The sequence below is a fragment of the Vibrio sp. B183 genome, from assembly GCF_000740665.1.
In the GTDB taxonomy this organism is placed as follows: domain Bacteria; phylum Pseudomonadota; class Gammaproteobacteria; order Enterobacterales; family Vibrionaceae; genus Vibrio; species Vibrio coralliilyticus.
The window spans coordinates 1-13,870 of record NZ_JPQB01000004.1; the positions used below are offsets into that span (position 1 = coordinate 1).

General features: G+C 44.3%; 18 protein-coding genes and 1 pseudogene. 12 read left to right on the forward strand and 7 right to left on the reverse strand.

Features of this window, described 5'->3' with window-relative positions:
* The 12 genes and pseudogenes from IX95_RS02975 to IX95_RS03025 all read left to right on the forward strand — a co-directional run.
* Nucleotides 1-668 (forward strand): dienelactone hydrolase (locus IX95_RS02975; protein ID WP_038156704.1); only part of this gene is annotated, 668 nt, incomplete at its 5' end.
* 11 nt (nt 669-679) lie between these two features.
* The gene (locus IX95_RS02980; RefSeq protein ID WP_038156707.1) at nt 680-1,231 is read left to right on the forward strand and encodes a nuclear transport factor 2 family protein; all 552 of its coding nucleotides are present in this window, start codon (nt 680-682) and stop codon (nt 1,229-1,231) included.
* A 521-nt stretch (nt 1,232-1,752) separates the two neighbouring features.
* Nucleotides 1,753-2,169 (forward strand): hypothetical protein, encoded by a 417-nt coding sequence (locus tag IX95_RS26760; RefSeq protein ID WP_235202568.1) that lies wholly within the window; start codon nt 1,753-1,755, stop codon nt 2,167-2,169.
* A 378-nt stretch (nt 2,170-2,547) separates the two neighbouring features.
* Nucleotides 2,548-3,096: pseudogene (cyaB, locus tag IX95_RS02990) on the forward strand (class IV adenylate cyclase).
* 102 nt (nt 3,097-3,198) lie between these two features.
* Complete coding sequence (locus IX95_RS25795; protein ID WP_081885396.1) at nt 3,199-3,438, forward strand: hypothetical protein; 240 nt, start codon at nt 3,199-3,201, stop codon at nt 3,436-3,438.
* Between the two features lie 205 nt (nt 3,439-3,643).
* The gene (locus IX95_RS02995) at nt 3,644-3,994 is read left to right on the forward strand and encodes a cupin domain-containing protein (protein WP_038156714.1); all 351 of its coding nucleotides are present in this window, start codon (nt 3,644-3,646) and stop codon (nt 3,992-3,994) included.
* A 389-nt stretch (nt 3,995-4,383) separates the two neighbouring features.
* The gene (locus IX95_RS03000) at nt 4,384-5,067 is read left to right on the forward strand and encodes a tetratricopeptide repeat protein (RefSeq protein ID WP_235202569.1); all 684 of its coding nucleotides are present in this window, start codon (nt 4,384-4,386) and stop codon (nt 5,065-5,067) included.
* 131 nt (nt 5,068-5,198) lie between these two features.
* Complete coding sequence (locus IX95_RS03005; RefSeq protein ID WP_038156717.1) at nt 5,199-5,732, forward strand: hypothetical protein; 534 nt, start codon at nt 5,199-5,201, stop codon at nt 5,730-5,732.
* A gap of 29 nt (nt 5,733-5,761) precedes the next feature.
* A complete protein-coding gene (locus IX95_RS03010) occupies nt 5,762-6,217 on the forward strand; it encodes an Imm26 family immunity protein (protein ID WP_038156719.1) in 456 nt (151 codons plus the stop codon).
* 315 nt (nt 6,218-6,532) lie between these two features.
* On the forward strand, nt 6,533-6,907 hold the full coding sequence (locus tag IX95_RS03015) for a hypothetical protein (RefSeq protein WP_038156720.1): 375 nt from the start codon (nt 6,533-6,535) through the stop codon (nt 6,905-6,907).
* Nucleotides 6,908-7,046: 139 nt separating this feature from the next.
* Entirely contained in the window at nt 7,047-7,646 is a 600-nt protein-coding gene (locus IX95_RS03020) for a cytochrome c oxidase assembly factor Coa1 family protein (protein WP_038156721.1), read from the forward strand.
* A 296-nt stretch (nt 7,647-7,942) separates the two neighbouring features.
* Entirely contained in the window at nt 7,943-8,242 is a 300-nt protein-coding gene (locus IX95_RS03025; protein ID WP_038156722.1) for a hypothetical protein, read from the forward strand.
* A gap of 471 nt (nt 8,243-8,713) precedes the next feature.
* Here the strand turns inward: IX95_RS03025 and IX95_RS03030 are convergent, their stop codons facing one another.
* From IX95_RS03030 to IX95_RS03060, 7 genes are all read right to left on the reverse strand, one after another.
* Nucleotides 8,714-10,258: a polyamine aminopropyltransferase gene (locus IX95_RS03030; protein ID WP_268745319.1), complete on the reverse strand. Its 1,545-nt coding sequence runs from the start codon at nt 10,256-10,258 to the stop codon at nt 8,714-8,716.
* 11 nt (nt 10,259-10,269) lie between these two features.
* Nucleotides 10,270-10,503 (reverse strand): hypothetical protein, encoded by a 234-nt coding sequence (locus tag IX95_RS03035; RefSeq protein ID WP_038156726.1) that lies wholly within the window; start codon nt 10,501-10,503, stop codon nt 10,270-10,272.
* On the reverse strand, nt 10,503-11,126 hold the full coding sequence (locus IX95_RS03040; RefSeq protein ID WP_038156728.1) for a hypothetical protein: 624 nt from the start codon (nt 11,124-11,126) through the stop codon (nt 10,503-10,505). Before IX95_RS03040 ends, IX95_RS03035 begins: the two co-directional genes overlap by 1 nt.
* Nucleotides 11,127-11,135: 9 nt before the next feature.
* Nucleotides 11,136-11,987: a DUF350 domain-containing protein gene (locus IX95_RS03045; RefSeq protein ID WP_038156730.1), complete on the reverse strand. Its 852-nt coding sequence runs from the start codon at nt 11,985-11,987 to the stop codon at nt 11,136-11,138.
* A 99-nt stretch (nt 11,988-12,086) separates the two neighbouring features.
* Nucleotides 12,087-12,404 carry a hypothetical protein gene (locus IX95_RS03050; protein ID WP_051912450.1) on the reverse strand — a complete coding sequence of 106 codons (318 nt, stop codon included), beginning with the start codon at nt 12,402-12,404 and terminating at the stop codon, nt 12,087-12,089.
* A gap of 120 nt (nt 12,405-12,524) precedes the next feature.
* The gene (locus IX95_RS03055) at nt 12,525-13,166 is read right to left on the reverse strand and encodes a hypothetical protein (RefSeq protein ID WP_038156732.1); all 642 of its coding nucleotides are present in this window, start codon (nt 13,164-13,166) and stop codon (nt 12,525-12,527) included.
* Nucleotide 13,167: 1 nt separating this feature from the next.
* Nucleotides 13,168-13,860 (reverse strand): PspA/IM30 family protein, encoded by a 693-nt coding sequence (locus IX95_RS03060; RefSeq protein WP_038156735.1) that lies wholly within the window; start codon nt 13,858-13,860, stop codon nt 13,168-13,170.
* Nucleotides 13,861-13,870 lie beyond the last annotated feature (10 nt).

Sequence of the window (13,870 nt, forward strand, 5' to 3'; positions counted from 1 at the left end):
GTGAAAGCAAAGACCCAGTGATGTACCTAGAAGATCCTGCACGTAAAACGGCAGACATCCGCGCAGTAATTGATGTGGTGAGTCAATTGGACGGTGTTGATGCATCACGCATCGCAGGTTTGGGTATCTGTGCGTCAGCAGGCTACATGCTAGATGCGGTGACAGGTAACGACAAAGTAAAAGCCGCAGCCGTGGTTGCTCCTTGGCTGCACGACAAAGCAATGGCGACAGAAATTTATGGCGGTGAAGAAAGTGCTAAAAACTTACTTGCATTAGCGGCAGAAGCAGCTCGCTCAGCAACGCCGGTTTACATTGAAGCGGCAAGCACGACCAATGAGAATGCATTGATGTTCCAAGCGCCTTACTACACAGAGACAGACCGTGGATTGATTCCTGAGTATGACAACCAATACAACGTTGCATCTTGGACAGGATGGTTGAATTACGACGCTCAAGCAAGCGCAGCAACACAAGATAAACCGGTACTTATGGTGGCATCTGAAGCGATGGCTCTGCCTGCTGGTGCTCACCGTTACCTTGAAAATGCTGGCAGCAATATTGACGCAGTATGGCTATCCGACATCAACCAATTCGACTTCTACGACCAACCAGAAGCGGTACAGCTAGCTGTCGATGAAGTTATTAAGCACTTCGAAGCGAATCTATAAGGGAGCGCGTAATGAAACTAAAACAATACTTGTTACTGTTTATTGGAGTGATAACCATGAGTGTAAACGCCCAGACTATGACCTTAGATGAAGCTAAGATTCGCAGCAACATTAACAGTTTCTCAGCTTTGGCAGACCAAGGGGCATTTGAATACTTAGGTCGGTTATTCGCTCCCGAACTGACGGTCGATTACACCACGCTGTTTGGCGGTGAGGCTCAACAAGTCAAACGCCAAGATTTGATGCAACAGTGGGCGGGATTCCTACCGGGTTTTGACGCCACTTTCCATGACTTGAGCAATCTGAACGTCTTTACTAATGGCGATAAGGCAAATGCAACGGTCGACTTCACCGCAAGCCACTGGTCAGGTGAAGAAGGCTTCTGGGCAGTTTCGGGGGAATACGAGTTTGGTTTGCAACGAGCAGGTGATAATTGGCAAATCACTTCAGTAAAGCTGAATCGAAAAGCAGAGCAAGGCAGCCGAGATGTGTTAGCAGAAGCGCCTAAGTATGCTGCGCAAAACTTAAAAACGCGTGAAGCGCTAAAAGTGACATACCAATAACCACATTAGAGCGTCAAAAAGGCACCAACTGGTGCCTTTTTAATAATTAACTAAACTTCGATTCTCGGGTAACGCATTGCGCCACATGGTCCTTATCTTCCTTCAAGCACCCTCACTTCAACAAACAAAACATACTTAAAGCAACCAAAAAAACAAATTAGACAGTCATTTTCATCATTTTACTAGGTATAACAAACATTTAGCACGTCAACCGCACCGCGCATCTTGCTAGAAAAATTAAACCGTGGAGAATACTGTTATTATCTTCTTGTCCTAGAAAATTAGCACCTATGAGACGTCACTCTAATCCCGTAGTACCAACAACCACGCAAAAACCCAACAGAGAGCTAGCAGCAAGTCAACAGCTACAACGAATTACTGACTCAAAGTACACTCCAGCCGACTATGATCGTTGGCAAAAGCGGTGCGATGAGCAGAGCGAAGCAGCCGCAAAGACAAAGCGTCTAGTCTCTTTTTTACATATAGGAACTAGGTCTGTACACAGAAATACAGTTCATATTGTGGCTGAATTTGATAAGGACGGAAATCTTAAACCAAATAGCGAAGAAGCACTTAAAGGGCTTGTCGATGGCAATAAAGACTATGTGATAGGTTTTTCTGGTCACTCAATTCCTATAAAAAATGGCACGCCAAATAAATATACCTATACGAAAGAAGTTAACGGGAAAATGGCTGGCAAAGTCGATACAGCTGGAGCTATGAGAAGTATTTCTGACTGCTTAAAAGATAAAGGTTCTAGCATTGTAGGTTTGGTGGACGGGCATTGTTTTTCAAAAACAAGAAGCCTTAGTACAATGCTAAAAGGCTTGGATCATGAGCTGGATGCAAGTCGTATACACAGCACCACAAAGAAAACGACTGCCGAAGAATCGCGAATGGAGGGCCTGAAAATGGTGATGAAGCTTAATAGACGGTAATCGAATTGGTGATCTTTGAAGCGTTAAAACAGGTTAGGTTACAGAATTAGGCTGTATTAACCTGGGCAGATTTAATGTTATCGCTTGATATACATACAAATCAAACACTTTAAACTTAATATGAATCGAACAGGTCCAAACACATCAAAGCCTATCTTCAACAAGGCTTATCAATGGCTATTGTGATTCAATCCTTTGTTCTTTGGCCGATATTGCAAAGATACGAATCTATAAATTACTTACTATGACAGTTCCATCGCCTGCTTTCTACATTTATCAGGATCCCAGAGTAGAAGCTTGTTTGAGGCGGTACGCGTGCGGTCATACCTCGCCCCACTCTCCTATGGTAACATTCTCATTTTGCTTGAGGCCCCACACATGAGCGATGAGCATTTTCAAGGTCAATACGAGGTCGAGCTTAAGTATCGCCTAGCGTCGAAGGCAGCTTTCTTGGGCGTCCTGGAAAACATTCCCCATGAGGTTATGGTAGAGGACAATCTGTAATCCGATTGGTATTTTGATACCCCAGACCAAGCCTTGTCCCAGCAGAACAAAAGTGTATGTATTCGGACCATGCAACCCTCGGGTATCCAACTTTGGATCGTGAAAGGCCCAGAAGCAGACCGATGCGAGGCCACCAATATCACCGATGCTACCAAGGCAAGAAGTATGCTTGAAACCATGGGGTACGAAATAGTCTTAAAGGCGACCAAAACTCGCAGCATTTATTTCGTCGGTCAGTTTCACATCACGGTCGACACGTTAGACGGCATTGGGGATTTTGCCGAGTTCGCCATCATGACAGACGATGAATCGATGTTAGTGACTTATAAGTCACAGCTTGAAGCGCTCGCCTGCCAGTTTGGACTGACAGAGTCGGCCTTGCAGACAAAATCCTACAAACAGATGTACGCGGAAAATCAATAAGTATGACGACCCTTGGCCTTTGGTTTCACGTACTCGGCAGAAACATCGCTCCCCGCGCTGAATCGGCATCAGGGGCACCCCTACAGTTTGGAGTTCATTACATTGGTTCAAATATACGGTTCTCAAGAAACCAAAGCCTTCTGCTGTCATTGTAAAAAAGTGACGCTTCACAAGTATCAAGGTTTCTCTTCGTCTCACGAACGTAAGGACACGAGCGTCAACGGATTCTTCTCGGGCCTGTTCGCGGCCATCGCGAGTGCCCTGATGGAAGGGCAAGCTACCGGCAATTATCAATGTACCGCGTGTGGCACTTCCCTGCATACCCCTGATCATTTAGGCTGAGATTTGTCGCCTGCCAGGGTCACACTTCCCTCTCGTGGCACAGGAACAGCCGTGTTAACGGACGCCCAACGCTTGGCATTCTCGGCCTACTTTCACTGAGGTGTTTATGGCACAATACACTGGGTTGGCGTCACTCACCACGTAACATGCGGCGTGATGAGGCCTTATCGCTTTGGGGCCATGATCAGAAAGGAATTCAGAGAAAGTGATACGTAACTTTTACACTTGCAACAAAGAAGTGGATACAAATAGCCATGATGGAGAAGGGGTTATCGACATCTATCGTGCGTTCAAGCGGAAAGATTTCGATGGTGCTTGGGATTTCGCGATTCGTGTCGTGATGCCACCGGGAAGCTCGATGGGCGAACATACTCATGGCGATGATGAAGAAATGTACATCATTTTGAAAGGCGAAGGCACCATGATCATTGAAGGTGAGAAAAGGCCGGTGATCGCTGGGGACATGATCGTCAATCAGCGCTTTGGCACCCATGGTTTGGCCAATACCTCAAACCATGACATCGAGCTATTGATCATCCAAGCCAGTCTCAAGTAAATCGCCCATTTCCTCGGTACTAGGGTCAGTCGGCGCGTACTGTGTTGACTTCATGTCGGTGGTCGAGGTTTAAGCAGGACTTACGGCACTATGCATGTTCAACAATCAGGGGGTAATCATGTCTGAGGGACTTTTTTAACCGCCTACAGTCACGTGTCGGGGCGCTATGCTATTCTCGACGAGGAAGAGCAATCTGGCGTGCTGTACTTAACTCAATCCGGGACTCAGAAAAATTCAGTCAGCTGTTTGAGTCGCCCCTCCCAAGGCGCTTCAGGCCGATACCCAGCGCTTGACGCGTTTCATATCAAGTCAAGGTGGTAACGGTTTAGGCTCAATGAAGGCATTATTCCCCTTCGCAGGACGCTTTGACACAACATAGAAAAGAGAAAATGATGGATAAGAAAGAGTTACAGATCAGACAAAAAATCCAAGCGCTGTCTTTGCGGATCTTGGCGGAACCAAACCATTACCAGCACTACTACCAGAGAGGCATTATTCACGGCGGCGCGCACATTCAATCGAACGAGCGTCTCGACTCTGACTACCCGGGTGATTACTCTCAAGCGATTGAGGACTTTGATAAGGTCATTGAATTGCAACCGAACATGGCTAACGCTTATTACCATAAAGCGTGTATCTACTTTGACTTAGATCTAGACGATGATGAAGCGGAATCCCTGTTAGAACGCGCGCTGGATCTTGAGCCCAATAACCCCGGTTATCTTATCAAGTACGCAGAGGTCATTACCTATCATGGGGAGAATGGGGATGTTGCAGCTGAGTTACTCGAGAAAGTCCTGGTTCAGGAGCATTCCGCTTCCAACTGCATGTTGAGCGGACACTATTTGCTTCAACATGCCAGTTATGAATGTCTGGTCGGTAACGAGAGTCAGGCTCTAAAACTATACCAAAAAGCCATGGAAAGGCTGCAGCAGGCCGTCGAAAAAGACCATGAGTATTTGGAACGTGCCACCATGGCCTGGTCTGATTTTGCGGAAGGTTGTGGGTACGATCATGAAAGCATCAAAAATGGCTCCTCTCTACTATTACCCCAGATCACTATATGGATGTAACATAGCCCAATCATTCAAGAATGGTTAACAACACTTGTCATATCTCATTCCATCGTTAGGCTTAATCTAGATGATTAGCATTACTCACACCTTAGTAAAGCGTTAACAGGAGCGCCTTTCACGGAATTGAGATGGAAAGTATCGAATATATAAGAGCTCTGATCCCATTGGGTTTGCTGGTTTCGTTCGAAACAATCAAGCGCTACGAGGAACAGGCGAATAAAGCGCATGTTGGAATGAAATCGGTCCAACTATCGCTTATAGGTGTCGTTATTTCATGGTTTTCAATGTTTATGTCGATGCTGCTTTTTACTCAGCTCATCATTGATCCTCCCAGTTCGTGGTACATGACAATCTTTGCGCTCATTCTCTTCATTTTTCTCCCGCTGTTAGCCCTTCAACACCTGAGTTTAAGGGTCTACTTCAACGATGAGGGATGCACAATTACAAGTCTGTTTGGACAAGTAAAGAACTGCAAATTCACTCACGTTGTTGACGCAATAGAAAAACGATACTCGGGCGAAGGAAATGGCAGAGTCATCATTTTGGTGCTTCAAAATGATAAAATTAAGCTACCCATTTCAATGCTAGGAGGGCAGCACTATGACGAGTACCATTCTTTGTTGAAACACCTTATCGAACAATGCACCAACAAGGGTCGCTAACAAGGCGTTATACCCTTCAAGAGAAACGTATGCAGAAAAATTTTGAGATTGGAAAAGTGGTCGAAATAAAGCTGAGCAATAGTCAGTATTGTTATGCGATGGTCATACGCGAACCCTTAGTTGCCTTTTCAGAACAGTTCTTTGAAGAGCCACAATCAGATTTTGATACGATGTTTGATCACTCCATTTTCTGCCTATGGGTTATGAAATATGCGCTGGGTCGAAAGGGGTGGCCGAAAGTAGGGAAAGTAAAGAGTCATCCTGTTTTTTATCAGAAGCACCCATTTTATAAGTTCGATAATACTGCTAAAACGTTTTCTATTTACTCCGATGGTAAAGAAACACCGGCCACAAGGGAGGAATGCCTCGACTTGGAGAGTGCCGCGGTGTGGGACAAACATCATGTAGAAGATCGACTCTTAGCAAAAAGCAAAGGGGAAGCGTGTATTTGGAGTGCCTCTTTATCTGCCGCAACACGATCATAACTATTTACTTTAGGGCGATTTGCAACGCTTGATGCTTTTCATTCCATAATTATCATTAGGCTATAGGTTTGTTTGGTGAGGTTAAGCTAAAAGTCTCTTATCTAGTACGTTGCGCAAGAGCCTCCCAACAAGCTGAACTTTCCGTTTTCTGTAGACAGCAACAAAGGTTTGGCTCTGTGGCGATGCTCAGTTTCTCTTAACAACATGTTCGCTACCAAACGACATGATAACTAAGCTTATAAAATAATTGATATTTTTAGTGGATATTGATTTACTAAACCATTCCCCACAATTATCACTTAATAGCAAAATATCATGAAGAAAGAGCGCTACATTGTAATGGCTACCTATTTGGCCGTTATTGTTGGATTAGTCTTGAGCTATTTTTTGTCGACCATCGGCTATGTAGTTTTGGTTGGCGTTGCCGGATGGTGTGTTTTCGCCAGAAAAGGCCATTTTGCAAGTGACAGTCAACGCCATTTTAATCTTGTTCTCCAATCTATTGGTATGCTGGCGGTTTTTCAATTGCTCAGTGTGGGCTTGGCACTTGCTGCACTCAATGTGGAAACACTCGAATTCATGGGCGTAATCATGCTAACGAGCAAAATCACTAAATTTGCGGGTTTTATTCTCCCGTTACTTCGGGTTACGAAAGGACTCAAAAACATTGACTATGGTGTTGCCGCTTAGCGCAACAAACGTTTAAACGAGCTTCCCAACGCGTGGTATTCGTCGTGGGAGGTTTGGTGAGTGTTTGCTTTTCGTTTCATGGTTGCGTTACTCACCCCAGACGTCGGCGTGAGGTCTACAACGAAGATGGATAGAATATATGGAAAACAATAAAGCCGTCCCTGAACAGATTAAAGGCTGGAATTGGGGCGCCTTTGCGTTTAATTGGATATGGGGTATTCGCTTTCGTACCTATCGAGCTTTGTTGGTTTTTGTGCCGTTCGTTAACATTGTCATGCCATTTGTTCTGGGCTTCAAAGGCAATGTGTGGGCGTGGAAACACAACCACTGGCACAGTGTAGAAGAGTTCAAAAACTCGCAAAGGAAGTGGTCTATTGCTGCAGCGGTCATGCTGATTTTTAGCGTTGCTTTTGCCGTCATCCTCACTGTCAGAACGACAAACACATTTGAAAAGTCGGGTTCAACTCGGCTAGCACTGAGCAAGCTAGAGCGTTCGGACAAGTTTCACACCAATATCGGTACGCCATATGACATTGACCTCGTCCAAGGAAGCATCCGAGAGTATGAGGCGTCCAGCTCTGTGGATATGCAGTACGAAATTGAAGGGCCACAAGGCGATGGTCTGTTTGAGCTCAAGGCAGAATCAAACGACGGTATTTGGCGATTAACTTGCCTGGAAATTACCTATTTGCCAAACCAAGAACGAGACATTATAGCGCCTTGTGAAACAAGCATATAACAAAGTGTTATGGGCAAGTCATTCCATCAATATCTCAGAGAACAAATAGGAATTTGTAACTTCTGCTAGATAAACATATCAAACTAACCCGTAATTGTGATGTGACTTCACGTGATGCTCTCTTTCGACCAGATTTAATGTTCACAAGGAGTTTTTCGACAAAGCCGCGTTTGAGATTCGTCAGACAAGGATTAACGTATCATACAGGGGGTGTAGATATCGAACATAAGACTCCCCTGTATTGATAGAAGAAAGAAATGTTCCAGCGTTGTTATGGGACTTATTGAGGAATCAACTTGAAGCAAGCTTATATTATTATCAGTATTCCATTCTGCTTATGGACCATCGCTCTTGCCATAGAGAATGAAGCCATTAGCTATATTCTTTTAAATGTACTATTAGCAATTCCCAAAGTGCCTACCATCTTTAGCGACCTATCAGGGGCAATTTTTGACTTTTTCCAAGATGATCTGGAACGGTCCCTAAAAGACGCGATAGAAGCCGATCGCCTTGCTTCAGAGAGTGAATTGTTAAACCGTAAAGTTTATGAAACGACGATTACCGTTCAACCTGAAGTTAATGAAGACTCACGCTAACGGCACGTGGCGTCGTTTTTACGCACCGTGATAGGTCAGTTTTTCCTCGTTTATACAACGAGTCATTCACTTTAAACCATTTTTTCATAACAAGTTAATCGAGGTGACCCGTAAGACTTGGTGGATGGAGTATAAAGTTTGGGGCGCTTTTCTGATTTGTACAAACCACCATCGAAATTGGCTTTATTCTGACTGGGAGCTTGTCTCTTGTCTGTGTAGCTATCTATTTAGGCAACACTTTCATATGGCTTTTATCTTTTTGCCAACGTCATTCTTTAGATGACGCCTCGCACAAATACTGAGATGCCTTTAACCATATACCTCCCTATTTTAAGTCTACAAGCTACACACTTCGCTCCAAACGGTTATTAGGCCACTTGTTAAACTGATGTGTGACAGAGAAAGAAAAATCAGCCCCAGACAAGATTTTTCAGAGGCAACACTGTAAGTGTGAACAGAAAAATAACGTGGTTATCTTGCGTAGTATTTCCAGCCTTTAAGGTAATAACTCAGCAAAATGGGTTGGTCCAGTTCATTCACTTCGACGTTGTCGGAGCGGATGTCTTTCTCAAACACAAATAAGTTTGCAAAACTACTTTCATCTAAAAAGCGAGTGTCGACCGAGATCTCTGGCTGACTTACATCTTTCTGAATTGATGACGCCATAACAAAGCCCCATTCACCAAACGAAGGGACCTGAGCATGGTATGGCTGAACAAAATTAAAGCCCGCAGCCTGGACTGTTCTGTTGATGCTCCAAAACGCATCGGTCGCAAAATACGGACTGGTAGCCTGAGTAACAAACACGCCATCCTCAGCTAGGTTACTGCGGATCAATTGATAAAACTGTTTACTGTAGAGTCTAGCCAGCGCGTTATTATTCGGATCAGGAAGATCCCCAATAATAAAATCAAATAGCTGTTTATTATCATTTAGATAACTAAAGGCATCGGTGATATTGATAGTGACGCGATCCGAAACCAAGCTGTCACGGTTCAGTTGACGAACCTGATGATTTTCTTTTGCCAGTCGGATGATACTATTATCCAGATCCACCAGCACCACTTCCTCAATCGCTGGGTATTTGAGCAATTCACGCACGGCTAAGCCGTCCCCAGCGCCCAATAAGAGTACCCGCCTTACTGGTTTATTATGAACAGATAAAGGGACATGTACTAATGACTCGTGATATCGATGCTCATCAACCGAGGAGAACTGCAAGTTACCATCCAAGTAGAGACGAACATCGTCCTTATGTCTGGTGAGGACGATTTTTTGATAACGAGACTGCTCACTATAGATCACTCTATCTTGGTACAATCGGCTATCCCAATGCTTGAGTGCCCAACCAGAGAAAACGATCATCGCAATCATTAGTGAGGTAAGTAGTACGGTCACTCCCTTAAGTTTGTTCGCACTTTTGTCTAACTCATCGGCAAACACCCAAAGCACTACAAAGCCTATGGACATGTTTACCAAACCAAAAATCAGCGACGACTGATACACACCAAAAAATGGCAGTAAAATGAACGGGAAAGAGACCGTAGCGATCAGCGCACCAAGATAATCAAACGAAAGAATATTGGCGATGTTAAATTTCAGTTGATTGTAATCTTCCATTAAACGAGTAAGAAAAGGAATTTCTAGCCCAATTAAAAAACCGATAACAATTGTCAAAACAACATAGAAATAGATGAAAGCCTCTGTGTAGGCGTAGGAAAAATAAAGCAGCGGAATACTCATACCACCGCATAAGCCGAGTAAAAGCTCTGCAACGATGAACTTTCTCAGAAGGTTTTTATCCATGTACTTCGAAACAAATGAACCGACTCCCATGGCCGCCATGTAAATGCCGATGGTCAACGAAAAATACTTAACGCTGTCACCCAAAAAATATGATGCGGTTGTCGCGATAAGTAACTCATAAATGATGGAGCACAATCCAGCAATAAACGCGGCGTAGATCAGGGTCAGTGAGTGTGTTTTCGTCATTTGAATTGTTGTTGTCTCTGCCAAGGTCTCGTCTCTTATTTACCCGCACCTGGGCCACCGCCACGTACTCCAGAACCGCTAACACTTCCACTCCGAATGTCGCGCTCGTAATAGGTCGATGGGCCACCCCAATACCAAAACGAAGCGCCGGAATGGTATCCGTTATACCCCATGTAACCATAACCACTAGCAGCTGCGGGCAGCAACGATAAGTAAAGAACACCCAGTACGACTGAAATAATAATGACCACTTTCTTGGTTTTGTTCATTAGCTATACCTGTCTAATACTTTAAAAACTGTAATAACGGTACGATTGTGTATCTCGTTTAAAATTATTCCGATAATCAACGTTATGATACCAAACCAAAAATGGGGCACACCGCTGCCGACCTGACTATGCACTTCAACAGCAATGCTTTTAGGGGTGCGACTACTTTCCGCTTTAAATCTTAGATAGTATTTTCCAGTTGCAGGGAAAGTGATCTTGATGGTGTAATCATTGTCCACTTCAGACCAATCGGAACCTGAATAGTGAGAGAGCTCCTTCCCAAAAGAGAATAGGTATTCCCTCTCTTCGTTGAGCACTTCTCCCTCGACAAAAGACCAAGATTGTTGCGCGAGATAAGCCCTTACCTTGATACGATAAACTGCGTCTTCTTCAGCCACGACAATAGGGCCAAACTCTTTGTATGGCTCTGATTTTTGGGGATAGTAGGCATTATGAATAACTTTGACTGATTCTCCGGAATAAAACCAAGCAGTGATCAAACCAAGTAGGCCGAACAGGATAAAAACCGTCGCTACGCTGCCTAAATTTATTCGATTAGGATCGTCTTGCTCAGAGTAACCGATGCGTCTCAGTTGATGACGTTGTGAAAGTTTGTAAGCCACGTGTATTCCTTAAATGAGTGCTTTGAGGACAATAGCAAAACTAATGGCTACCGTTGCTTCTAGGAAACCCGCACCTAGGTTTCTGTCTTCTATGATTTCACGGCTAAGTGCGTCTCTTGGGATAATGAGTTTGTCCATTAGAAAACGTACAATCAGTAAGAAAACAAAAGCGACCACATTCACTATGGCAAGATAAATTATGTTCTCCGTCCAGCTTACAAAACTGCCCGCAACACCATTGAGTACAATAATGCTAAGGGCAACTAAGTTTCCGCCAAGCGCAGCTCCGGCTGCCAAGTTCTTTTTTCCTAATTCTTCATGAACAGAATAAGCGGTAAAAAAGTCATAAACCCGAACAAACAGCAAGAGGGACAACTGACCAAGCACAAAAAACACTACTGCGGTATCGATGCCTCCACCCGTGCCAGTCACCGCACCAGCGGCGATGAGTCCCGTTGCCAAATAGGTCCCAAACTGCACGGCTCCAACGGCGACATTGTGCTCTTTGGTCAGTTGTTCAATGTTACAGAACTCTTTGAGTATCACTTTGTCATTGATGAATCGAGACAGATTGAGAAAAATCAGACCGAGAATAGAGTATCCACCCACCATCACTAAATCACTCGTGAACCCCTGCGAGGGGCCAAGCAGCGCGCCCACAAATATGGCCGCCGTACCGATATAGTAGCCACACATGGTAACTGCAACGGCAAGGTTATCCTCTTGTGTAAGTTCGTCACTAATTTTGTAAGGGGTGGAGAAGTCTTTCATCCACTTAGCAAGAAGAAACAGAATAAAATAGAGTCCAACAAATGCCGAAGTTTTCGTCAGGTCCTCTAATATGGCAACTTTCAGTTCCATTATTTGTGTCCATTTGTAACCTTGAAATTGATTGACCACATAGTAGTGTTGACAACATATAAATCAAGCATTGTTATTAAATAACATTAACTTACACACCTACCAATCAACATCTACTAGACTTATTAATTCTTCCATAATCCGACGTTTGATCTCCAACCTATCATGAGGGTCAACGCGATACTTGTCCCCTAATGCTTGGTAGTCTTCTTCGGATAAAGAAATCGTCAGACGTGGTCTTTTCGGGGGAGAATAGGAAAGGCCTACCAATTTACGGATCTGGCTAGAGGGGGTTAGCCCCTCTTTCGCAGCCATTTCATGAATCTGACGCGCAACTTTTTGTTCCATTTCAAAGGCCACTTGTGTTGCCTTCACCACCTTACGGTTTTGATCCCACTTTTTCCCATCAGCCATCATCTTGTTTCCTCAAAGCAATAACCTGTCTATTTGAATTACAAAAAGCCCCGTGTCGGCAATACAAAGACGTACAGCGTACAGTGGCTCTTAACATACAAACGGAGAGCTGTTCACATTGGCTTACTCAGCGTGACGAGGCCACATCTCTTCTATTTCTTCGACATCAAGATAGACGGTCACACTCATTTCGATTTCACCGGAGTCGTAGATCGCTATTTCTATGGCGTGCTCACCTTTTGCGTCTTCTAATACATAGGATGAAAAACGCTCTTGGTGCGTGAGTTCTGCATCGGTCAGGAAGCGAGCATCCCCTTTTAGGTAAGCACCTTTGATTGCATCGTCCACTTCACAATATTTATTGGCGAGCCATTCGATTAAGCCGTCAGACTTATGTTTGACTTTCACCTTAGTCCCCGCTCCCACGGTTTTAATGGCTTCTAAGTCTTCTGGGGCGAGTACATCATGCATGACCGCCTTTGGCACTTTCTTGCTCAATGCAAGATATTCTTCCCCATCGTCCTCTTCCACCATCATGAAGACAATGTGACCAGAGCGGTCTTTTAATACCAGCTCTGGGTATCCAAGATTTCCGTACAGATAAGTGTTTACCTGCGAAACCTCAAACTGATTGCCACTGATGTCTGTTTGATTCAAAAAACCAAACTTAATAATGTCACCAGCCATAAGTTCGCGTGGATGACTGAGTTTGCGAGCGACTGTCGCCTTACTTCCTAATCCGAAAAGCGTTTTAAAGAACGACATTTTAGTTACTCTTCTTCGCCTTTAACTTATCCAAAATGTGTTGAGCTTTGTTTTCATCTTCGATGATACCAGCGGCTTTCATTCTGGCTTCTAAGTCATCACCATTAAATTCAGAACTGAGAGCCTCACCTGCTGCCATTCTGTCATCTAAATCTTGTTGCTTTTGTTTGATACGATCTAAAGACTCTTTAGCAGTCAGTAACTTAGAAGAACCAGAGGCGTAGTTGTTGGTAATTGCTGCGGTGGCTTTTTGTACGCTTTCAGTAGTTTTGACCATTACGAGCTGACGTTGCATGTCCGCCAGCGCGTGAGTAGTTTTTTTGATCATGGCTTTAAGGCGATCAGTATGGCCCGCGAATTTCGTTTGAGCTTGCTGCTGAATCTCCAGCTCACTTTGAAGGTCAACTACCTTTTGAGCAATCTCTAACGCTAAGGCTTCGTCCCCTTTTTCTAGCGCACGAGCCGCGTAACCTTCATTTTTTTCTACCTCTTGGTTCAGGCTTTCCACGTTACGCGCGGCCTGCATCTCCTGCGCCATCACTTCCGTCAGATCACGCTTCGCTTTCTCAATCTGATTTTCTGCATCTTTAATTTCTTGTTCGAAGATTCGAATACTATTTGCGTCGACAATCGCCTCTCCCGCCTCTCTGGCACCACCACGAATTGCAGTGAAAAGTTTCTTTAGTACTGACATATCTCTTGTC